This window comes from Actinocorallia populi (assembly GCF_002995495.1).
Lineage (GTDB): Bacteria > Actinomycetota > Actinomycetes > Streptosporangiales > Streptosporangiaceae > Actinocorallia > Actinocorallia populi.
The window spans coordinates 846,589-867,670 of sequence record NZ_PVZV01000002.1 but is presented as its reverse complement, the minus strand read 5'-3'; the positions used below and the strand labels follow the sequence as shown (position 1 = coordinate 867,670).

Annotated in this window: 17 protein-coding genes; 7 read left to right on the top strand and 10 right to left on the bottom strand. The window is 69.4% G+C overall.

Annotated elements, in window-relative coordinates; translation table 11 throughout:
• Positions 1-59 precede the first annotated feature (59 nt).
• Positions 60-1,448, top strand: coding sequence for a glycine--tRNA ligase (locus C2865_RS11030; protein WP_106398251.1), 1,389 nt, complete (start codon positions 60-62; stop codon positions 1,446-1,448).
• Positions 1,449-1,560: 112 nt separating this feature from the next.
• Here C2865_RS11030 and C2865_RS11025 read toward each other — a convergent pair whose 3' ends face one another.
• Positions 1,561-2,187 carry an RlpA-like double-psi beta-barrel domain-containing protein gene (locus C2865_RS11025; protein ID WP_106398250.1) on the bottom strand — a complete coding sequence of 209 codons (627 nt, stop codon included), beginning with the start codon at positions 2,185-2,187 and terminating at the stop codon, positions 1,561-1,563.
• 318 nt (positions 2,188-2,505) lie between these two features.
• On the opposite strand from C2865_RS11025, the gene C2865_RS11020 reads away from it, so the two are divergent.
• A complete protein-coding gene (locus C2865_RS11020) occupies positions 2,506-2,931 on the top strand; it encodes an OsmC family protein (RefSeq protein ID WP_106398249.1) in 426 nt (141 codons plus the stop codon).
• A gap of 97 nt (positions 2,932-3,028) precedes the next feature.
• Here C2865_RS11020 and C2865_RS11015 read toward each other — a convergent pair whose 3' ends face one another.
• The 3 genes from C2865_RS11015 to recO form a co-directional block, all read right to left on the bottom strand.
• Positions 3,029-3,754 (bottom strand): proline-rich domain-containing protein, encoded by a 726-nt coding sequence (locus tag C2865_RS11015; protein WP_106398248.1) that lies wholly within the window; start codon positions 3,752-3,754, stop codon positions 3,029-3,031.
• Positions 3,755-3,821: 67 nt separating this feature from the next.
• Positions 3,822-4,604: an isoprenyl transferase gene (locus tag C2865_RS11010; protein WP_232835514.1), complete on the bottom strand. Its 783-nt coding sequence runs from the start codon at positions 4,602-4,604 to the stop codon at positions 3,822-3,824.
• Entirely contained in the window at positions 4,543-5,337 is a 795-nt protein-coding gene (gene recO, locus C2865_RS11005; protein ID WP_198653155.1) for a DNA repair protein RecO, read from the bottom strand. The genes C2865_RS11010 and recO overlap by 62 nt, the downstream gene beginning before the upstream one ends.
• 90 nt (positions 5,338-5,427) lie before the next feature.
• Between recO and C2865_RS11000 the strand changes: the two genes are divergently transcribed.
• Together C2865_RS11000 and C2865_RS10995 are read left to right on the top strand one after the other, a co-directional pair.
• Positions 5,428-6,465 (top strand): M4 family metallopeptidase, encoded by a 1,038-nt coding sequence (locus C2865_RS11000; RefSeq protein ID WP_232835513.1) that lies wholly within the window; start codon positions 5,428-5,430, stop codon positions 6,463-6,465.
• Positions 6,462-6,719 carry a protealysin inhibitor emfourin gene (locus tag C2865_RS10995; protein ID WP_106398245.1) on the top strand — a complete coding sequence of 86 codons (258 nt, stop codon included), beginning with the start codon at positions 6,462-6,464 and terminating at the stop codon, positions 6,717-6,719. Before C2865_RS11000 ends, C2865_RS10995 begins: the two co-directional genes overlap by 4 nt.
• 88 nt (positions 6,720-6,807) lie before the next feature.
• On the opposite strand, the gene C2865_RS10990 is transcribed toward C2865_RS10995, so the two are convergent.
• Complete coding sequence (locus C2865_RS10990; protein WP_157963661.1) at positions 6,808-7,242, bottom strand: GtrA family protein; 435 nt, start codon at positions 7,240-7,242, stop codon at positions 6,808-6,810.
• A 131-nt stretch (positions 7,243-7,373) separates the two neighbouring features.
• Here C2865_RS10990 and C2865_RS10985 point away from each other — a divergent pair, with 131 nt between their 5' ends.
• Positions 7,374-9,389: a hypothetical protein gene (locus tag C2865_RS10985; RefSeq protein ID WP_106398243.1), complete on the top strand. Its 2,016-nt coding sequence runs from the start codon at positions 7,374-7,376 to the stop codon at positions 9,387-9,389.
• A 22-nt stretch (positions 9,390-9,411) separates the two neighbouring features.
• Positions 9,412-10,347 carry a decaprenyl-phosphate phosphoribosyltransferase gene (locus C2865_RS10980; RefSeq protein ID WP_106398242.1) on the top strand — a complete coding sequence of 312 codons (936 nt, stop codon included), beginning with the start codon at positions 9,412-9,414 and terminating at the stop codon, positions 10,345-10,347.
• A gap of 67 nt (positions 10,348-10,414) precedes the next feature.
• On the opposite strand, the gene leuA is transcribed toward C2865_RS10980, so the two are convergent.
• Positions 10,415-12,109 carry a 2-isopropylmalate synthase gene (gene leuA / locus C2865_RS10975; RefSeq protein ID WP_106398241.1) on the bottom strand — a complete coding sequence of 565 codons (1,695 nt, stop codon included), beginning with the start codon at positions 12,107-12,109 and terminating at the stop codon, positions 10,415-10,417.
• Between the two features lie 248 nt (positions 12,110-12,357).
• On the opposite strand from leuA, the gene C2865_RS10970 reads away from it, so the two are divergent.
• On the top strand, positions 12,358-13,293 hold the full coding sequence (locus tag C2865_RS10970; protein WP_157963660.1) for a GH12 family glycosyl hydrolase domain-containing protein: 936 nt from the start codon (positions 12,358-12,360) through the stop codon (positions 13,291-13,293).
• A 4-nt stretch (positions 13,294-13,297) separates the two neighbouring features.
• Here C2865_RS10970 and C2865_RS10965 read toward each other — a convergent pair whose 3' ends face one another.
• The 4 genes from C2865_RS10965 to C2865_RS10950 all read right to left on the bottom strand — a co-directional run bounded on the left by C2865_RS10965 (position 13,298) and on the right by C2865_RS10950 (position 20,605).
• A complete protein-coding gene (locus C2865_RS10965; RefSeq protein WP_157963659.1) occupies positions 13,298-15,466 on the bottom strand; it encodes a galactose oxidase early set domain-containing protein in 2,169 nt (722 codons plus the stop codon).
• Positions 15,467-15,523: 57 nt separating this feature from the next.
• Positions 15,524-17,689 (bottom strand): galactose oxidase early set domain-containing protein, encoded by a 2,166-nt coding sequence (locus tag C2865_RS10960; protein WP_157963658.1) that lies wholly within the window; start codon positions 17,687-17,689, stop codon positions 15,524-15,526.
• Between the two features lie 189 nt (positions 17,690-17,878).
• Positions 17,879-20,089 carry a galactose oxidase early set domain-containing protein gene (locus C2865_RS10955; RefSeq protein ID WP_106398237.1) on the bottom strand — a complete coding sequence of 737 codons (2,211 nt, stop codon included), beginning with the start codon at positions 20,087-20,089 and terminating at the stop codon, positions 17,879-17,881.
• Between the two features lie 24 nt (positions 20,090-20,113).
• Positions 20,114-20,605, bottom strand: a complete 492-nt coding sequence (locus tag C2865_RS10950) for a hypothetical protein (RefSeq protein ID WP_106398236.1) — start codon at positions 20,603-20,605, stop codon at positions 20,114-20,116.
• Between the last annotated feature and the right edge of the window lie 477 nt (positions 20,606-21,082).

Below are 21,082 nucleotides of genomic sequence, written 5' to 3'. Positions count from 1 at the left end.
CGGGACAGGGCCTAGACTCACAAGCGTCAATTACCGGGGTTCCTGCTGGAGACATACTCATGGCCCGCCGTTCCGATGTGATGGAAAAGATCGTCTCGCTCTCCCAGAAGAGAGGCATCGTCTTCCCTTCGAGCGAGATCTACGGCGGACTGCGCGCCTCCTGGGACTACGGCCCGCTGGGCATCGAGCTGAAGAACAACGTCAAGCGCCAGTGGTGGAAGGCCATGGTCCAGGGCCGGGAGGACGTCGTCGGCCTCGACTCCTGCGTCATCCTCAACCGCGAGGTGTGGGAGGCCAGCGGCCACGTCGAGACCTTCACCGACCCGCTGACCGAGTGCCAGAACTGCCACAAGCGCTACCGCGCCGACCACCTCGAAGAGGCGTACGAGGAGAAGCACGGCCGCCCGCCGGCGAACGGCCTGGCCGACCTCACGTGCGTGAACTGCGGCACCAAGGGCGCGTTCACCGAGCCCAGGCAGTTCAGCGGCCTGCTCAAGACCTACCTCGGCCCGATCGAGGACGCCTCCGGCCTGGCCTACCTGCGGCCGGAGACCGCCCAGGGCATCTTCATCAACTACAAGAACGTGGAGCAGGCGGCCCGCCGCAAGATCCCGTTCGGCATCGGCCAGATCGGCAAGTCGTTCCGCAACGAGATCACGCCCGGCAACTTCATCTTCCGGACCCGCGAGTTCGAGCAGATGGAGATGGAGTTCTTCGTCCAGCCGGGCACCGACGAGGAGTGGCACCAGTACTGGATCGACACCCGCATGGCCTGGTACCGGGACCTGGGCATCCGCGAGGAGAACCTGCGCTTCTACGAGCACGCCAAGGACAAGCTCAGCCACTACTCCAAGCGGACCGTCGACATCGAGTACCGGTTCGGCTTCCAGGGTTCGGAGTGGGGTGAGCTGGAGGGCATCGCCAACCGCACCGACTTCGACCTGAACGCCCACTCCAAGGCCTCGGGCAAGGAGCTCAACTTCTTCGACCAGGCCACCGGCGAGCGCTACACGCCGTACGTGATCGAGCCCGCGGCCGGTGTCGACCGCGCCATGCTGACCTTCCTCATGGACGCCTACACCGAGGACCAGGCGCCCAACGCCAAGGGCCAGATGGAGACCCGCTACAGCCTGCGCCTCGACCCGCGCCTGGCGCCGGTCAAGGTCGCGGTGCTGCCGCTGTCCCGCAACGCCGACCTCTCCCCCAAGGCCCGCGACCTGGCCTCGGCCCTGCGCCGGCACTGGAACGTGGAGTTCGACGACGCCGGCGCGATCGGCCGCCGCTACCGCCGCCAGGACGAGATCGGCACCCCGTTCTGCATCACCGTCGACTTCGACACCCTGGAGGACCAGGCGGTCACCGTCCGCGAGCGCGACAGCATGAAGCAGGAGCGCATCGCCCTGGACCGGGTGGAGTCCTTCCTCGCCGCCCAGCTCATCGGCTGCTGACCCGAGGGACCTCCGCGACTTCGGGACATGGGAGAAGCCCCGGCTCTCGCCGGGGCTTCTCCCATGTCCCTGATGTGTCCCTGGTCTCGGGGGTCTTTGAGGCCAGCCGGGGTCAGCTGCCGAAGGGCCGCGGGGCGCCCTTCTTGCCCGCGCCCTTGCCCCACTCGATGACCTCGTACTTCACGCCCTTGAGGTGGCCGGCGGGGACGCCGGCGGTGTACTTGGTCTTGGGCTTCTTGCCGTCGTACAGGTACCGGAACGTGTAGGTGTCGAGGTCGAGCATGACACCGCGGTGGGAGGGCTCACCCGGACCGCGGTCGCCGACGAAGCCGGTGACGGAGCGGCCGTTGTAGGTGACCTTCACCTTGGTGTGCAGCGGCCAGGACGGGGAGGCGAACAGGCCCTTCTGCATGGGCTTGCCGCCCGCGGGGGCGCCGGTGTCGCCGTTGATGCCCGAGCCGTCGTCCCAGAAGTAGGACGCGGTGGTGGTGCCGGAGTACAGGGCCTTGGCCTTCTTCTCGGCCGCTTCCTTCTTGGTCTCCTCGGCCTGCGCGGTGTCGGCCTTGCGCTCGGCCGTGGCGGCCTGCGTGGTGGCGGCGGAGGAGGGGGCGCTCTGCCGGGGGGCGGCGACGGTGTTGGACGCCGAGGTGATCTCGCCGGAGTTGGCGACGACGCCGGTGGACAGGGCGGCCAGGGCGGTGGCGCCGGCCAGGGACAGGGTGAGGGCACGCTTCTGCAACGCGGTTCCTTTGCTCGGTGGACAGGACGCCCCTGCACGGCTTCGCGCTTCGCGCTGGGACGCCGTCGGGACCGGCACTCGAGGTGGTCGTGCTCGCAGGGCGACGACGCGGTGCCTAAGCGATCTCGAATCGCTTCCTTGGAGGCGGGGAAGAGGCTGGCATTGCCTTCCCGTTGCCTGGATTGCCCCCAGTTAACCATAAGTGTCAAGAACGCCCCAAACGGAGGGTCACGGCCGGTATGCAAGGAGGCCTGTAACCCTTACGTGATAGGCGATCCAGCCGATGGTAAAGACTGAAAAGCGACGTAAGATCAGGTCATGGCAACTACCCGTACCGCCGCCGCGCACTGGGAGGGCCCGCTCTTCGGCGGGCAGGGCACCGTCTCCCTGGAGTCCTCGAAGCTGGGCACGTTCGAGGTCACCTGGCCCTCGCGGGCCGAGTCCCCCGACGGGCGCACCAGCCCCGAGGAGCTCATCGCCGCGGCCCACTCCACCTGCTTCTCCATGGCGCTCTCCAACGGCCTGGCCCAGGCCGGCAGCCCGCCGTCCCGCCTGGACACCCGCGCCGACGTGACGTTCCAGCCCGGCGAGGGCATCACCGGCATCCACCTGACCGTCGAGGGGTCGGTGCCGGGGATGAGCGCCGAGCAGTTCGCCGAGGCCGCCCGCAACGCCAAGGAGGGCTGCCCGGTGAGCCAGGCGCTGAAGGGTGTGAAGATCACTCTCGACGCCTCACTGGCCTGACGGAGATCACTCGATGACAGCGCCATGACAGGAGTCGTCAGAAAGGTAAAGAAAAAAGCCGCCTCCGGCCGGAGGCGGCTTTTACGTTCAAAACGCGTCAGAGGGTCGGCAGCTTCTGGCCCAGATCACCGGTCGAGCTGACCAGGCTGCAGGTGATCCGGTTGGGGCCGGTGCTGCTCCATCCCGCGGACAGCGGGAAGAACGCCGACACCGTGAAGTCCGGGTCTTTCTGCTGCAGCCTCTTGAAGGCCCCGTCGTAGCGGCCGGCCCAGAGCTTGGCCTGGTCGCTGCACTTGTCGAGGAACTGCGAGGCCACCGGGTAGGTGCTGCTGCTCATCGTGGTCTCGCTGATCACCTGGGCGTTGTGGCGCTCGGTGCAGGGGATCGCGTCGATGCTGCGGACCGTCTCGGTGGTGTCCACGCTGGAGATCGCGTTGTGATAGCAGTCACCGACCTGCAGCTTCAGCGGGTCCATGTTCCCCGGGTCGGCGATCTCGCCGTTGGTGGTCCGGTCGGGGCTGTCGATCGACTCGATGCCCTCCTCCGCGAGGTTGCCGACGACCCTGATGCCCAGGACGACCGCCACCACCACGACCGCGCCGAGGCACCCGGCCAGCGGCCCCTTGTTCTTCCTGGGAGCCGGCGGCGGCGGGGCGAAGACCCCGCCCGGCTGCTGCGGCGGGGCCCCGTGGAACGGCGGCGGGGTCTGCGGGTACCCCTGCGCCGGCGGGTATCCCTGGCCCGGAGGGTATCCCGGAGCCGGCGGGGGGCCCGGCTGGTAGGGCGGTTGCCCCTGGGGGCCGTACTGCGGGGGGTAGCTCATGAAGCCGCACCCTACAAGGGACTCATGACACTTCCCACTCAGTACCCCGCCAAACCGGGCTCTTCCCTTAGATGATCGGTACCGGGTTGGGGATGGCGCCGCCGTAGCGGCGGTCGCGGCTGGCGTAGACCTCGCAGGCGTGCCACAGGTGGCGGCGGTCGAAGTCCGGCCAGAGGGTGTCCTGGAACACCATCTCGGCGTAGGCCGACTGCCACAGCAGGAAGTTGGACGTGCGCTGCTCCCCCGACGGGCGCAGGAAGAGGTCGACGTCGGGCACCTGCGGCTGGTAGAGGTACTTGGCGATCGTCTTCTCGGTGATCTTCTCCGGGTTCACCTTCCCGGCCTTGACGTCCCGCGCGATGCCGGCCATCGCGTCCGCCAGTTCGGCGCGGCCGCCGTAGTTGACGCAGAACTGCAGGGTCAGCACGTCGTTGCGGGCGGTCAGCTTCTCGGCGTCCTCCAGCTCCTTGATCACCGAGCGCCACAGCCGCGGCTTGCGGCCCGCCCACACCACGCGGACGCCCATCTCGTGCATCTGGTCGCGGCGCCGCCGGATCACGTCACGGTTGAAGCCCATGAGGAAGCGCACCTCCTCGGGCGAGCGCCGCCAGTTCTCGGTGGAGAACGCGTACGCCGACAGGTAGGGGATGCCGAGCTCGACCGCGCCCTCGATCACGTCGAAGAGCGAGAACTCCCCCCTCTTGTGCCCCTCGGTGCGCGGCAGGCCGCGCTCCTTGGCCCAGCGCCCGTTGCCGTCCATGACCATGGCGACGTGCCGGGGGATCAGCTCACGGGGCAGTTCCGGCGGCCTGGCCCCGCTGGGGTGCGGCTCCGGTGGGCGGAACTTCACTCTTGCTCCTCTCGACATGGCGCAGTGAGCGGATCCCGTGCTCGAGATGCCACTGCAGGTAGGCGGCCACCAGGCCGCTGCACTCCACACGGTTGCGGTCCTGGCTGGCGTCCGCGACGTCCCACTCGCCGCGCAGCAGCGCCAGCATCAGCGTGAACGTCTCGGGGGCGGGGGTGGCCGAGCCCGGCACCCGGCAGGCCAGGCAGATCGCGCCGCCCGCCGCGACGGCGAAGCCGCGGATGCCGGCCCGCCCTCCGCAGCGGGCGCACTCGTCCAGCGCGGGCGCCCAGCCCGCCACCGACAACGAGCGCAACATGAAGGCGTCCAGCACCAGCCGCGGCTCGTGGGTCCGCTCGCAGAGGGTGCGCAGGCCCCCGACCAGCAGCAGGAACTGCCGCAACGACGGCTCCCGCTCCTCGCCGACGAGCTTCTCGGCGGCCTCCAGCATGGCCACCCCCGCGGTGTAGCGCGGGTAGTCGGCCACCAGCGGCTCGCCGTACGGGCGCAGCGTCTCGGCCTGGGTGATCATGTCGAGCGAGCGGCGTTCGTACAGCTGCAGGTCCACGTGGGTGAACGGCTCCAGCCGGGCGCCGAACTTCGACCTGGTCTTGCGGACGCCCTTGGCGACCGCCCGGATCTTCCCGGTGCGCCGGGTGAGCACGGTGATGATCCGGTCCGCCTCACCCAGCTTCTGGGTGCGCAGCACGATGCCCTCGTCGCGGTAGACCGTCACCCCCCCATTGTCCCGCATGCCCCGGCGTGCGACGGCGGTCGGAGAACCCTGGCGCCGAGGTACTACAACTCCGATACCGAGAGTGACACGATGAGCGCCATGAGATGCACGATCGTTCCTCCGCACCTGCTCCAGCGGGTCGTGGAGCGCACCGCCGACCCGCGGACGCGCGCCCGGGCCATCCGCACGCTCACCCTGGACGCCTCCAACCGCGCGGAGCGGGAGCTGGTGCCCGCGCAGCGGTCGGGGAACGGCCGGCGCGACGAGCCGCGGCGCGTGGTCAAGGACGCCGGGCGGCGCGAGGAGCTGCCCGGCACGACCGTCCGCGGCGAGGGCGACGGCCCCACCGGAGACGCGGCCGCCGACGAGGCCTACGACTGGCTGGGCGTGACGTTCCGCTTCCTGGAGGACGTCTACGACCACAACTCGATCGACAACGACGGGATGGAGATGGTCTCCACCGTCCACTACGGGGTCGCCTACGACAACGCCTTCTGGAACGGCGAGCAGATGGTCTACGGCGACGGGGACGGGCGGCTGTTCCTGTCCTTCACCGGGCCGCTGGACGTCACCGCCCACGAACTGGCCCACGGCGTCACCCAGCACACCGCCGACCTCGCCTACTACGGCCAGTCCGGCGCGCTCAACGAGTCGGTGTCCGACGTCGTCGGGGCGATGGTCAAGCAGTTCCACCTGGGCCAGAGCGCCGAGGAGGCCGACTGGCTGATCGGCGAGGGACTGTTCGGGCCGGACGTCCGGGGGGTGGCACTGCGCTCCATGAAGGAGCCCGGCACCGCCTACGACGACCCGGAGCTCGGCAAGGACCCGCAGCCCGGCCACATGGACGACTACGTGCGCACCCACCGGGACAACGGGGGCGTCCACATCAACTCCGGCATCCCCAACAAGGCGTTCCACCTGCTGGCCGTCGGGCTGGGCGGGCGCTCCTGGGAGCGCGCCGGGCAGATCTGGTACGACACGCTCACCAGCGGGCTGATCTATCCCGACACGGACTTCAGCGGTTTCGCGGCGGCCACCGCCAAGCTCGCGGGCGCCCGCTACGGCGAGGCGAGCACCGAGCAGCAGGCGGTACGGGCGGCCTGGGCCGGGGTAGGCCTCAGCGCATGAGGGTGAGCGTGGTGCGGTCGGGCGGGTTCGCCGGGGTCGAGCGGCGGGCGGAGGCCGACACCGCCGAGGACCCGGCGCTGGAGGCCCTGGTCTCCCGGAGCGACCTGGACTCGCTCCCGCCCCGGCGCGAGCGGCGCGGGGGCGGCGACCGCTTCGTCTACGAGATCGACCTCGACGGCCGGACGGTGACCGTCGGGGAGTCCCAGCTGACCGAGCCGCTGCGCGAGCTCGTCGGCCATCTGTTCCGGAGTTGAGAGAAGGCCGCCCGGGACCGGGCGGCGCCTGCCGCGTCCCGGGGAGCACTCCCCGGGACGTCGTGCTCCCGGCCCCCGGCCGGCGGGTTCACCCCACCTTCACGGGCTCTTCGGTGTGACGCTCCCGAAAGACCCAGCGCTTGTACCCCCAGTAGCGGAATATCGTCGCCAGGCCGATGCCCAGCAGCAGCGCGCCGTTCGACGTCCACTTGCCGTCGAACCCCATCAGGTGGGCCAGCCACAGCACGGCCTCGGTTATCACGAAGCCGACGCCGTTGAGAACGAAGAAAAGAACGTACTCCCGGGCCATCCCGGTCTCGTCGCTCTCGCGAAATGTCCAGTAACGGTTAGCTACATAACCCACACTGGTGGAGACGATCATGGCCAGGGCATTCGAGGTCAGTGACTCGATCTCCAGACCGTAGCGCAGCAGGTTGTACAAGGCGACGTTGACCGCCACGCACAACACTCCGACACTGCCGAATCGGGCCAGCTCACCGATCAACTTCCGGTAACGACGCACCCGCACGATGCTAGAGCAAAACTCTCATACACCGGCAATACACCTCAGGACCTGCTCGCATCAGATACCCTCCTGTCCCATATAGCAAACTATTGCGCGACGTATACCGAAATCTCACAGGAATCTGAGGCATGGCGGAGGCATTGCTGCTGGTCACGGCGACTTCACTCGTCCTGATCGGCGCATTCGGTCTCACCGTATGGGCCCGACCGGTCCGCCCGGCCGAGACCCTGGTCACCTTCCTGACCTTCGCCCTGGCCGGGATCATGCTGCTGACCATCGTGGTCGGCGCGCTGCTGCGCTACTACCAGCCGATCCCGCTCGCCTGCGGCGCCGGCGTGCTGGCGGGCGTGGGCCTGCTGTGCGCCTCCGTCGAGCTGCGCCGCCATCCCGGTGTCTTCGGCAGGCGCCTGAAGGTCTGGACCCGCCGCTCCCTGCGCGGCTGGGCCGGCCATCCCCTGGCCGCCGTCCTCGGCCTGGTCGCGCTCACCGTCTACGCGCTGCGGGGCTGGCTGGGCGTACGGCTGCCGCCCACCGACTGGGACGGCCTGATGTACCACCTGGTCGCGCCCGCGCAGTGGGCGCAGACCGGAGCGGTGGACCGCTCCAGGGAGATCATCTGGTCCGACACCTACCCGATGGGCGTGGAGTCGCTGGCCGGCTGGCCGATGGTCTTCCTCAAGTCGGCCGACTACGGCGTGCCCTTCCTGCTGGCCGGCTACCCGCTGGCCGCCGTCGCGATCGCCGGGCTCGCCCGGCGGCTGGGCGCCCGGCGCGGCTTCGCGGTCCTGGCCGGGCTCGCCTTCCTGCTCACGCCCGCCGTCTTCGCCCAGGCCCACACCTACTACGTGGACGTGCAGAGCGCGGCGTTCGGCCTGGCCGCCCTGTACGTCCTGGCGGTGCTGCCCGGCGCGGCCCGCCTGTCGGCCCGGCCGGGACCGGTGGTGACCCGCAAGATGCTGGTGCTGGGCACCGCCCTGGGCGCCGCCGCCGGGTCCAAGAGCAGCAACCTGGCGGTCCTGGGCGCGGTGGGCGTGGCCGCCGTGGTCGTCGTGGGGTACGTGGCCAGGCGCCACCGCCTGGGGTTCGCGCCGTTCGTGCGCTCGGCCCCCGCCCTGGTGCTGCCGGTCGTGGCCGTCGGCGCCTACTGGTACCTGCGGACCTGGCTGAACTACGACAACCCCTTCTACCCCATCACGATGATCGGCTTCGAGGGGCGCGGGACCGTCCAGGAGCTCGTCATGGGCACGAACGTCCCCGCCGAGATCCGCGCCATGACCCTGCCGGAGCAGTTGTGGGCCTCGTGGAGCAGCCCGTTCACCGATTTCAGCACCCCCATCTACGACATCCGGCTGGGCGGCCTGGGCACGCTCTGGCTCGTCTTCGTCCTGCCCTTCTCCGTGCTGGGCATCCTGCTGTGGCTGAAACTCTTCCGGCACCGCCTGGGGGCCGGGGCGGGGATGCTGCTCCTGCTGGGCGTGGCCGTCTCCTTCGGTCCCAGCCCCGCTCCCTGGTGGGGCCGGTACGTGCTGCTCGGCTACGGCTGCCTGCTGGCCTTCTGCGTCCTGCTGATGAGCAGGCTCAGCCGGGCGCGCAGCGGTCTCGCCCGCGCCTGTGACGGGGGCCTCCAGTTCGCCCTGGCCGCCTGCACGATCATGGCCGCGGTCCTCGGCCACGTGTACGTCCCCATCAACAGCGGGGAGGCCGCGGACGAGGCGATGGTGGCCGAGCACGGCGGGACGCCGCTGAACCGGCTGCTGTCGCTGAGCATGGCCCCCGACCGGTTCTCCCGGGTCTGGCCGTGGACGGAGTTCCGCGCCCTGGAGCAGCTGCCGGACGGCAGCGTCATCGCCCTGGCCGAAGGCAACGTGCAGAGCCTGATCATGCCGCTGCGCGGGCCCCGCCTCGAACGCAACCTGGTGGTCGTCGAACCGCCCCGCGACATCCCGCATCTCGTCGGGCGGCTGCACGACCAGAAGGCCGAATACGTCCTGCTCGATCGCTCCCAGGTATGGGACGACGTCCGTGAGGAGATCGACGACAGCCCCTTCTTCACCTTTGTCACCCCTCTGGGGGGCATCGCTCCCCGGTACGGCGCGCCCCCCCTTGGCCGGCTGTACCGCCTCAATCCAGATACCCGGCGCTGAACCCACAGAAAAGGATCCCGTTGTGGGCCACCTCCCCCTGATAGGACAGACCGACCGGCCGCTCCCCCCTCCCCCGCTCCCCCGCCGCCCCTCCCTCGGGCAGGGGCTGCTGCGCACCGCGCGCCCCAAACAGTGGGCCAAGAACGTCCTCGTGGTCGCCGCCCCCGTGGCCGGCGGCCGTATCTTCGAACTCGACGTGGCGGGCCGGACCCTGCTGGTCTTCGTGCTCTTCAGCATGGCCGCCTCGGGCATCTACTTCCTCAACGACGCCCTGGACGTCAAGGCCGACCGGGCCCACCCCGTCAAGTGCAACCGCCCGATCGCGGCCGGTGTCGTCCCCCTCAAGGCCGCCTACGGGCTGGGCATCGGGCTCTCCCTCGTGCCGCCCCTGCTGGCGCTGCTCCTGCTGAACGGCTCGACCGCGCTGGTGCTGCTGGTCTACTCGGTGGTCCAGGTCCTCTACTGCGTGCACCTCAAGCACGTGGCGGTGATGGACATCGCGGTCGTGGCCTCCGGCTTCCTGCTGCGCGGCATCGCGGGCGGCGCGGCCACCCAGGTCGCGCCCTCCCAGTGGTTCCTCATCACCGTCGGCTTCGGCTCGCTGTTCGTGGTCGCCGCCAAGCGCTCCTCCGAACTGGCCGCGCTGGGCGACCAGGCCCAGCACACCCGCAAGCTGCTCAGCGAGTACAGCGAGAGCTACCTGCGCTTCGTCTGGCAGGGCGCCGCGGCCCTGATGACCCTGTCGTACTGCCTGTGGGCGCTGGAGTCCGACGACCCCGACACCGCCGCATGGCGGATGATCTCCATCGTGCCGATGACCCTGGCCGTCCTGCGGTACGCGCTGGTGGTCGACCGCGGCGAGGGCGGCGCGCCCGAGGACGTCCTGCTGGGCGACCGGGTGATCCTCTCCCTCGGCGCCCTGTGGGGCGTCTCCTACGGCATCTCACTCCTGGGCTGAGGCCCCGGACGCGCGAAGGCCCCCGACGGCGAGATCATCGCCTGCGGGGGCCTTCGCGTCCCGGGCCCTACCTCGCGGCGCGGTTCACCGCGGACAGCACGGCCTTCAGGGACGCGGTGACGATGTTGGCGTCCACCCCGGCGCCCCACAGGGTCTTTCCCTCGACCTGGCACTCGACGTAGGCGGCGGCCTTGGCGTCGCCGCCGGAGCTCATCGCGTGCTCGTGGTAGTCCAGCACCTTGACCTCGACGCCCACCGGGGCCAGCGCGTCCACGAAGGCGCTGATCGGCCCGTTGCCGATGCCCTGGATCTCCCGGATCTCACCGTCGACGCGGACGTCGCAGTTGATGAGGTCCTTCTCGTCGACCCGCGAGGAGGTGCGGTGGGCCAGCAGCCCGATGCGCGGGCCGCCCGACAGGTACTCCCGCTCGAAGATCCGCCACATCTCCTCGGCGGTGACCTCGCCGCCCTCGCCGTCGGTGCGCTCCTGCACCACCCGCGAGAAGTCGATCTGCAGCTTGCGCGGCAGGTCCAGGGAGTGCTCGGTCTTCATGATGTAGGCCACGCCGCCCTTGCCGGACTGGCTGTTGACCCGGATGACCGCCTCGTAGGTGCGGCCCACGTCCTTGGGGTCGATCGGCAGGTAGGGCACCTGCCAGGTGAACTCCCCGACCGGCACGCCCGCCGCGGCGGCGTCGCGCTCCAAATGGTCGAAGCCCTTCTTGATGGCGTCCTGGTGGGAGCCGGAGAAGGCGGTGTAGACCAGGTCGCCGCCGTAGGGGTGGCGCTCGTGCACCGGCAGCTGGTTGCAGTACTCGACGGTGCGGCGGATCTCGTCGATGTCGGAGAAGTCGATCTGCGGGTCGACGCCCTGCGTGAACAGGTTCAGGCCCAGGGTGACCAGGCAGACGTTGCCGGTGCGCTCGCCGTTGCCGAACAGGCAGCCCTCGATGCGGTCGGCGCCGGCCAGGTAGCCCAGCTCGGCGGCGGCCACCGCGGTGCCCCGGTCGTTGTGCGGGTGCAGCGACAGGACGATGGAGTCGCGGTGCTCCAGGTGCCGGTTCATCCACTCGATCTGGTCGGCGTAGATGTTCGGGGTCGCCATCTCCACCGTGGCCGGCAGGTTGATGATCACCTTGCGCTCGGGGGTGGGCCGCCACACCTCGTTGACGGCGTTGCAGACCTCGACCGCGTACTCCAGCTCGGTGCCGGTGAACGACTCCGGCGAGTACTCGAAGAAGATCTCGGTGTCGGTCTCGGCGGCCAGCTTCCTGCACAGCTCGGCGCCCTCGACCGCGATGGCGGTGATGCCGTCCCTGTCCTGGCCGAAGACCACCCGGCGCTGCAGCGTGGAGGTGGAGTTGTACAGGTGGACGATCGCCTGCTTCGACCCCTCCAGCGCCTCGAAGGTGCGCTGGATCAGCTCGGGCCGCGCCTGGGTCAGCACCTGGATCACCACGTCGTCGGGGATCCGGCCCTCGTCGATGATCTGGCGGACGAAGTCGAAGTCGGTCTGGCTGGCCGCCGGGAAGCCGACCTCGATCTCCTTGTAGCCCATCCGCACCAGCAGCTCGAACATCTTCAGCTTGCGCGGGCCGTCCATCGGGTCGATCAGGGCCTGGTTGCCGTCGCGCAGGTCCACCGCGCACCAGCGCGGCGCCTGGGTGATCACCTTGTCGGGCCAGGTACGGTCGCTCAGCCTGACCGGCTGGAAGGGCTGGTACCTGCCGAAGGGCATGCCGCTGGGATTCTGGTCGTTCATGGGATTCCCCTGCTCCTGGATTCCTGTGTGAGTGGTCCGGCTCGCGGCCGACAGGCGACACTCAGCACCGCGACGAGGAAGCCGGCCTTTTAGGCCTCGTCGCGGCCGCTAAGGAGGAGCAGGCCATACAGCATGGTGGAAACGTAGCAGATTCCTCGTGCGTTAACGAAACGCGGAAGCTGTGATCCACCCGTCTTCCGCAGGTGAGATGTGCTTCTATGGGGGCTTTCGGGGAGAGGAAAGACGCATTGAAGAGCCTGCTGGGGGTACTGACCGGAGCCGCGCTGCTCTCGTCGCTGGTGACGGTGCCGGGCGCGCAGGCGCGGGCGCTCGAGGAGCGCTGCAACACCGGCGAGCCCGGATTCGTCGAGGGCGGCTACGCGGTCCAGGCCAACAGGTGGAACTCCCACGGTGAGATCTGCGTCACCTTCGGCGAGGGCACCTCCTGGACGGTCAGCCGCAGCACCCTGGACTGGAGCACGCTGCAGAACGGCGCGCCGCCCGGCGCCTACCCCAACATCGGCACGTCCATCGCCGAGGAGCGGCTGCCGCTGCGCGTGGACGCGCCGCAGGACATCCGCACCACCTGGGACATCACCCCGGCCGAAGGCGACTACAACGCCTCCTACGACATCTGGTACCACCCCGACCAGGCGGCCTGCCGCTCCACCACGCCCCACATCGTCGCCAACGGCGGGGCCCTGGAGATCATGATCTGGCTGACCAGCCCGGGCATCGACCCGTCCCCCGAGTGGAAGGTCGCCGACGGCGTCACGGTGGGCGACCGGGTCTACGACCTGTACCGGTTCACCGGGCCCACCGGCCAGGTCGGCCTCATCTACGACATGCGCGAGTCGACGAACCGGATCGAGGACTTCGCCCTCAAGCCGTTCGCCGACGACGCCGTCGCCCGCGGGTTCCAGAGCCGGGAGGCCTACCTGTGCAGGGTGCAGGCCGGCTTCGAGGTGACCCGCAACGGCACGGGCCTGCGCACCAACGAGTTCGCCCTGGACGTCGGCCCGGCCGCGCCGGCGCCGTCGGCCTCCGAGCCCGCGCCCACCGCCGCGCCGCGCGAGGAGGAGGAGTCCGCCGGGCCGATCCGCTTCCTGCTGCTGGGCCTGCCCGTCCTCGTCGGGATCGGCGCGGCCGCCTGGTGGTGGCGGCGGCGCGCCGCCCGGCCCTAGCGCCTCAGCCCACGTGGACCCACTGGGCGGGCGAGGGGACGCCCGACCCGGTGGTGACCGAGAGCATGTACCAGCCGGGGGGCGCCATGTTCGGGCGCTTGTCCATCTGGAGGCGGTACCTGCCGCCGCCCAGCGCCTTCACCGGCACGTTGACCAGGCGCTGGTTGGGGTCGGAGGAGTGGGTCACCGCGACCGGGCGGAGCAGGGACGCCCTGGTGATCTTCGCGTCGGTGGTGATGACCGGCCGGGAGCCGTAGGACCAGCCCTTGGGCACCGCGGTGATCCGCGGCCGCGCGCCGCCCTCCTTGTACAGGTACGGCGGGTGGTAGATCGAGATGCGGGTGTCGAAGTAGCTGTCCCCGTCGGCGGCGGGGTAGTCGGGGTTGCTGCCCGCGGCCAGGACCCTGCCGTCGTCCAGCAGGACGGCGGTGTTGTGGTAGGTGCGCGACACCGGGTCGGCGGCGACCGGCTTCCACCTCATCTGGGCCGCCGTCTTGTTCTTCGGGTCGAGGATCGACGCCTCGTGCACGTGCTCCGTCCGGGCCATCTGGGAGCCGCCGGTCTCGAAGACGGTGCCGTCGGCCAGGATGACCGCCGACACGTACGTCTTGCCCGCCTGGGCGGGCTGCGGGGCGAACTGCGGCGCCTGGACCGGGCCCGCGTTGACCTGGCCGTTCGGCAGGTTCGGGCCCGCCTGGAAGCGCGGGTTCGCCTGCTTGAGGTTGATGACGTCGGTGTAGCGGAGCGCGTACTCGCCGGTGGTGAAGTTCTTGCCGCCGATGACCATGACCCGCTGGTCCTGCGCCGGGGGCAGCAGCAGGCCCGCCGACATGTCGCGGGCCTCGGGCCTGCGCAGCCCGCCGTTGTTCGGCAGCGCGCCCCAGGCGCCGGTGCCGGGGTCGAGGAAGCCGGGACCGCGCAGGTCTCCGTTCGCGTACACCGGGTGGCCGAAGACGCTGCTGCCGTTGTAGAACAGGCGTCCGTCCTGGGCGAGGACCAGCGACGGGTAGGTGGCCCAGTTGATGTTCGGCTGGGCGACCTCGTTGGCGTTCAGCCAGCGCCCCTGCCTCCAGGAGTAGCGCTCGGCGACCGGCGAGATGAGGTTCCCGCCCTGCGCGTTGCGCTGGGCCGCGTAGCCGCCGACGGAGTAGACGTCGCCGTTGCCCAGCGCCGTCGCCGACGGGTACCAGTGGCCGTCGATGAGGTCGTTGGCCTTGACGTAGCGGTTGGTCCGGGGATCGAAGATGTAGGACTTCTTCGACCCGATCCAGCCCATCGTCTCCTGGCCCCCGGCGTACTGCGCGTACTCCTCGGTGCCGCTGACCACCAGCACCCTGCCGTCGGGGAGCTGCACGTGCCCGGCGCAGAACATGTCGTACGGCGTCGGGATGTTCCTGAAGGTGTTGTTCTTCGGGTTGTACAGCCACGTCCGGAACTCGCCGCGGCCGAAGCGCTTGTCACCGTTGCCCGAGCCCGCGATGAGCAGGACCTTGCCGTTGTGCAGCATCACGCTGTGGATCGCGCGCACGCCCCCGTTGCCGAAGTCGTTCACGACCCAGTGGCCCTTGGTGCACTCCGAGCCCACGCAGCGGGCCTTGCCGCTGGCCGCCTTGAACTTGTAGTTGTCGGTCACCAGCGTGCCGACGTCCTCCAGGACCATCGCGAACCGCACGGCCTTGGTGCCCTTGGGCACGATCGGGGTGCGCGCCACCGCGAGGCGGTACTTCTTGGAGGCCGGCAGGTACGGCTGGGCATGCCACTTCACCCACTTGCCGTTGGCCTTCTGCCGGAAGAGCGTCACCGCGGCCTTGCCGGAGGTGCTCTTGTAGGACAGCTCGAGGTCGTAGCGGCGGCCCGGCTGCACCTTGAGCGCGCACCCCGCCGTCTGCACGACCGCCTTGGAGCCGCTGTTCCGCTGGGTGACGTTGACCGAGACGGCGCGCCTGCCGCCCCTCCCGTCGTTCACCACCTTGACGGTCCCGGTGTTCTTCCCCGTGGTGAAACGGGTCCAGCAGGAGGGAAAACCTCCCGAGACCTTCTCAAAACCCGGGTTCTGCACCTTGCCGGTCGGCGCGGCCATGGCCGACGACGCCAGGCCGGGCACGACCGTCACGCCGACGACGGACGCGCACAGGACGGCGGTCGCCCGGGAACGGGGGAACAAAAACGTCATGCGGCATGGATACCTCATCCGAAAAACAAGTCGGACACCCCAGATAACCGTTTGATCTCAATTCAGGTGCACCCACTGCGCGGGTGAGGGAACGCCGCTCTTCGTGGTGACGAACAGCATGTACCAGCCGGGCGGCGCCATGGCCGGGCGCCTGTCCATCTGAAGGCGGTACCTGCCGCCGCCCAGCGGGCTCACCGGCAGCCGGACCAGCCGCTGGTTGGGGTCGGAGGAGTGGGTCACCGCGACCGGACGCACCAGTGCCGCCCCGGTGATCGCGGTGTCGGTGGTGATGACCGGTCGGGAGCCGTAGGACCAGCCCTTGGGCACCGCGGTGATCCGCGGCCGCGCGCCGCCCTCCTTGTACAGGTACGGCGGGTGGTAGATCGAGATGCGGGTGTCGAAGTAGCTCTCGCCGTCCGGGCCCGCGTTGCCGGGGTTGCTGCCCGCGGCCAGCACCCGGCCGTCCGGGAGCAGGACGGCGGTGTTGTGGTAGGTCCGCGACACCGGGTCCGCGGCGACCGGTCTCCACTTCATGCGGGAGGGCGCCTTGCCCTCGGGGTCGAGGATCGAGGCCTCGTGGACGTGCTCCAGGCGCACCCGCTGGGAGCCTCCGGTCTCCAGGACGGTGCCGTCGGGCAGGATCACCGCCGACACGTACGTCTTGCCTGCCTTGGCGGGCTGCGGCCTGAAACGCTGCATGCCCTCCTTCACCCCGCCCATGTTGACCCGGCCGCGCGGCAGGTCCGGGCCCGCCTCGTACCGGGCGTCCGCTCCCTTCTTCAGGTCGATGACGTCGGTCCGGCGGATCGCGTACTTGCCGGTGGCGGAGAAGTCCTTGCCGCCGGCGACCATGACCCGCTGGTCCTGCGCCGGGGGCAGCAGCAGGCTGGCCGACATGTCGCGCGCCTCGGGCTGCCGCAGTCCCCCGTCGTCCGCCAGCGGAAGCCAGCCGCCGGTGTCCGGATCGAGGAAGCCCGGACCGCGCAGCGAGCCGTCGGCGTTCAGCGGGTGGCCGAAGACGCTGGTGCCGCTGTAGAAGAGATGGCCGTTGCCCGCGAGGATCAGGGACGGGTAGGTGGCCCAGTTGATGCCGGGCTGGGCGATCTCGGCCTCGTCCAGCCAGCGGCCCTCCCGCCACGAGAAGCGTTCGGCGACCGTCGAGACCCGGTTGGCGCCGTTCTCGGTGAGGGTCGCCGCGTAGCCTCCCGCGGCATAGACGTCGCCGTTGGCCAGCGCCGTCGCCGACGGGTACCAGTGGCCGTCGTTCAGGTCGTTGACCCTGGTGTAGCGCTCGGTCCGCGGATCGAAGACGTAGGACTTGCGCGACCCGGTCCAGCCGGTGGCCGTCCGCCCCTCCTCGTTCCTGGCGTACGCGGCGGTGCCGCTGACCACGAGCACCCGGCCGTCCGGCAGCTGCACGTGGCCGGCGCAGAACATGTCGTACGGCGTCGGGACGCTCTTGAACGTGTTGTTCCCCGGGTCGTAGACCTTCGTGACGAACCGGCCTTTCTTGAAGCGTTTGGAGCTGTTGCCGGAACCGGCGATGAGCAGGACCTTGCCGCTGTGCAGCAGCACGCTGTGGATCGCGCGCACGCCCCCGTCGCCGAAGCCGTGCACGGTCCAGTGGCCCTTGGCGCACTCGGGGCCGGTGCAGCGGGCCCTCCCCCGGGCCGGCCGCATCCCGTGGTCGTCGGTGACCAGCGTCCCCCTGCCCTCCAGGCCGATCCCGACCCGGACCTCCCGGATGCCCTCCGGCACGACGGGCGTGCGCAGGGACGCCGCCCTGTCCTTCTTCGAACCCGGCAGGAGGGGGAAGGAGTGCCAGCGCACCCACCGGTCGCCCTTCCGGCGCAGCAGCACGACCCGGACCTTTCCCGAGGTGCTCCGGTAGGACAGTCCCAGGTCGTAGCGCCCGCCCGGTCGCACCTTGACGGCGCAGTCCGGTTTCTGGACGGCGGCCAGGACCCCGCGGACGTGCCGGGTGACCTTCACCTCCACCGCGCGCCCGCCCCGCCGGTCCACCGCCCGCACCCGGCCCTTGGCGCCCCCGGCGGCCAGCCGGGTCCAGCACGCGGGGAACCCGCCGGAGAGCCGTTCGAAGCCGGGGTTCTGGACGCGCGCCGCGGGTTCGGACAGGGCCGGGTCGGCCGACCCCGGCAGGATCGCCGTCCCCAGCAGGGACGCGCCCAGCACGACGGATGTCCTGGAGCGTCGGAATTTCATCGCCTACTCTCCCAACACGGTCAGTCATCGCAAGCGACCTTGTTTAACTACTGATCCCAACCATGCGGGCTAAAACTCATTACCGCCAGAGAACCGGACTCCGACCTTGCATGCGGAATAAAAAAAGCGCCATTCATGCTTAATGCATGAATGGCGCAGTAGGTCAATTAATGACCGTTTTGCCGTGTTTCAGCCGAGGTGAATCCACTTCGAGGCGGAGGGGATGCCGGAGCCGTCCACGATGTTGAGCATGTACCAGCCGGGGGGCGCCATGTTGGGGTTCTTGGTCACGCCCAGCTGGTACCGGCCGCCGCCCAGCGACCTGACCGGCAGGTCCACCGACCGCTGGTTGGGGTCGGAGGAGTGGGTCACCGCGACCGGGCGGATCAGGGAGGCTCGGACCACCCTGCTGTCGGCCTTGATCACCGGCTTGGAGCCGTAGCTCCAGCCCAGCTTCTTGCCGCCCCGCTTGGGCAGCGCGGTGATCTTCGGCCGGCCGGCGTTGTCCTTGTACATGTACGGCGGGTAGTAGATGGAGATGCGGGTGTCGTAGTAGCTGTCACCGTCCGCGCCCAGGTTGCCGGGGTTGCTGCCGGCCGTCAGGACCCGGCCGTCGTCCAGCAGGACCGCCGTGCTGTGGTAGGTGCGCGACACCGGGTCGGCCGCGACCTTCTTCCACTTCATCTGGGACGGCTTCTTGTTGCGCGGGTTGAGGATCGACGCCTCGTGCACGTGCTCGAAGCGCGCGGTCTGCGAACCGCCGGTCTCGAAGACGGTGCCGTCGGGCAGGATCACCGCCGACACGTACGTCTTGCCGGAGTTGCCCTGCTGCGGCACGAACTGCTGGTTGGCGGGCTCCATGCCGCCGACGTTCACCGGACCCTGGTTGAGGTTCGGACCCGGCTGGAAGCGGGCCTTCAGCTTGCGCTTCAGGTCGATGACGTCGGTGTCGCGGATGGCGTTCTGGCCGGCCTCGGGGTCGTTGGGGTCGCCCGAGAAGTTCTTGCCGCCGATGACCATGACCCGCTGGTCCTGCGCCGGGGGCAGCAGCAGGGAGGCCGACATGTCACGCGACTTGGGCTTGCGCAGCCCGCCGTTGTTCCCGAGCGCGCGCCAGGCCCCGGTGTTGGGGTTGAGGAAGCCGGGACCGCGCAGGTCGCCGTTGCCGTACACCGGGTGGCCGAAGACGCTGCTGCCGTTGTAGAACAGCTGGCCGCCGCCGGTGAGGATCAGCGACGGGTAGGTGGCCCAGTTGATGTTCGGCTGGGCGACCTCGTTGGCGTTCAGCCAGCGCCCCTGCCTCCAGGAGAAGCGCTCGGCCACCAGCGAGATCTTGTTGCCGCCCTGCGCGGTGCGCTCGGCCGCGTAGCCGCCGACGGAGTAGACGTCGCCGTTGCCCAGCGCCGTCGCCGACGGGTACCAGTGGCCGTCGATGAGGTCGTTGGCCGGCTGGTACTGCTCGGTCTTGGGGTTGAAGATGTAGGACTTCTTCGACCCGATCCAGCCCAGCGTCTCCTGGCCGGCGGCGTTGTACTGCGCGTACTCCTCGGTGCCGCTCATGACGAGCACCCGGCCGTCGGGGAGCTGCACGTGGCCGGCGCAGAACATGTCGTACGGCGTCGGGATGCTCTTGAACTTGTTGTTCTTCGGGTTGTACAGCCAGGTCACGAACTCACCGCGGTTGAAGCGGTTGTTGCCGTTGCCGGAGCCCGCGATGAGCAGGACCTTGCCGTTGTGCAGCATCACGCTGTGGATCGCGCGCACGCCCCCGTTGCCGAAGTCGTTCACGACCCAGTGGCCCTTGGTGCACTCCGAACCCACGCAGCGGGCCTTGCCGCTGGCCGCCTTGAACTTGTAGTTGTCGGTCACCAGGCGGCCGACGTCGGCCAGCCCCATGGCGAACCGCACGGCCTTGGTGCCCTTGGGCACGGCCGGGGTGCGCGCCACCGCCAGGCGGAACTTCCTGGAGGCCGGCAGGTAGGGCATGTACTTCCACTTCACCCACTTGCCGTTGGCCTTCTGCCGGAAGAGCATCACGGCGACCTTGCCGGAGGTGCTCTTGTAGGACAGCTCGAGGTCGTAGCGGCGGCCCTGCTGCACCTTGAGCGCGCAGCCCGCCGTCTGCACCACGGCCTTGGCACCGCTGGCGTACTGGGTCACGTTCACCGCGACGCCGCGCTTGCTGCGGCCGTCGTTCACCGGGTCGATGGTGCCGGCGTTGTTACCGGTGGTGAAACGGGTCCAACAGGAGGGGAAACCTCCCTTGGCCTTCTCGAAACCCGGGTTCTGCACCTTCCCGGTCGGCGCGGCCATGGCCGACGAGGCCAGACCCGGAAGGACGGTCGCTCCCATAACGGAGGCGCACAGTACCGCTGCGGCCTTGGAGCGCTGGAACTTCATTGGTGGAAACCCCCAACCAAACGTTCAGTTGTCGCAAGCCATCTTGTTTTTGTCCGGGTCCAATCCGTGCCGGTCGCGGCCGGGGACGGGCAGGTGGTCGAAGCCGCGCTGCTTGAGCCAGGCGCACTTCTCCTTCTGCGTGTCGACCGCGGAGGGGAAGGACCAGGGAACGCATATGGTGGCGCCGTAGGCGTGATCGCATCCGTCGACGTTCTCGGGCACCGCGAGGGTGTCGGTGGCGTCGTCGACGCCGGGCGAAGGCGCGGAGGAGGAAGAGGAGGAGGGCTGCGCGGCAGGGGTCGTCATGTCGACCTCGGGGGCGAGCGGCTCGGGTTCGGCGGTCTCGGTCTCCCCCGGGAGCCTCTCGGCCGGCACCTCCTCGACCTTCACCGTCTTCTTGGCGTCGGCGGACTTGTCGTCATCGCCTCCGCCGCGGAACAGGACGACGCCGCCGACGATGGCGGCCACGGCCAGGACTCCCGCGGCGACGAACGCGATGATCTTGTTGCGTGTCAAAACTCATCACCCGACATGGAACGGGGCGGCAGCGGACGGCATCCGCGCCTAGCGGACGACGAAGGGCATGTACCGGCCCACGGCTCGACCTTCGGACCGGTCAGCACGCTGACCTGCTGCTCGCCGACACCGGAGAACACAGCCGGCTACCCCCTTCGATCTGCCGTGGATCCCAAACGACGCTCCATGCCCTTCAGAACCAAAAAGCGCCACGCCGCTTAGATGCGCGAAGTGGGCCCAAGGTTGTCGTGAACGGGCAAATATTATGATCCGACCCCAGAATGTGACGCCAGTCACCATCCTGAGCACTACGTGGGATACGTAGGCGTTCGGCGCAAGAGCCGCACCCGGGAAGACCCTGGTGCCGGATTTATCAATGAAACGGATGTTACCAGCGGCTCAACGACAGGCTGTAGAACGTGTCCCGAATGCAACAGATCACGGCGAGGACACGAATTCGTCAAATCCCTCGTCAGG

What these genes read in the sequence shown, in the direction of transcription:
- C2865_RS11020 (WP_106398249.1), top strand. Translation starts at nt 2,506, where the DNA reads ATGGCAACTACCCGTACCGCCGCCGCGCACTGGGAGGGCCCGCTCTTC.
- C2865_RS11000 (WP_232835513.1), top strand. Translation starts at nt 5,428, where the DNA reads ATGAGCGCCATGAGATGCACGATCGTTCCTCCGCACCTGCTCCAGCGG.
- C2865_RS10955 (WP_106398237.1), bottom strand. Translation starts at nt 20,089, where the DNA reads ATGAAGTTCCAGCGCTCCAAGGCCGCAGCGGTACTGTGCGCCTCCGTT.
- C2865_RS10985 (WP_106398243.1), top strand. Translation starts at nt 7,374, where the DNA reads ATGGCGGAGGCATTGCTGCTGGTCACGGCGACTTCACTCGTCCTGATC.
- C2865_RS10995 (WP_106398245.1), top strand. Translation starts at nt 6,462, where the DNA reads ATGAGGGTGAGCGTGGTGCGGTCGGGCGGGTTCGCCGGGGTCGAGCGG.
- C2865_RS11015 (WP_106398248.1), bottom strand. Translation starts at nt 3,754, where the DNA reads ATGAGCTACCCCCCGCAGTACGGCCCCCAGGGGCAACCGCCCTACCAG.
- C2865_RS10960 (WP_157963658.1), bottom strand. Translation starts at nt 17,689, where the DNA reads ATGAAATTCCGACGCTCCAGGACATCCGTCGTGCTGGGCGCGTCCCTG.
- leuA (WP_106398241.1), bottom strand. Translation starts at nt 12,109, where the DNA reads ATGAACGACCAGAATCCCAGCGGCATGCCCTTCGGCAGGTACCAGCCC.
- C2865_RS10965 (WP_157963659.1), bottom strand. Translation starts at nt 15,466, where the DNA reads ATGACGTTTTTGTTCCCCCGTTCCCGGGCGACCGCCGTCCTGTGCGCG.
- C2865_RS11030 (WP_106398251.1), top strand. Translation starts at nt 60, where the DNA reads ATGGCCCGCCGTTCCGATGTGATGGAAAAGATCGTCTCGCTCTCCCAG.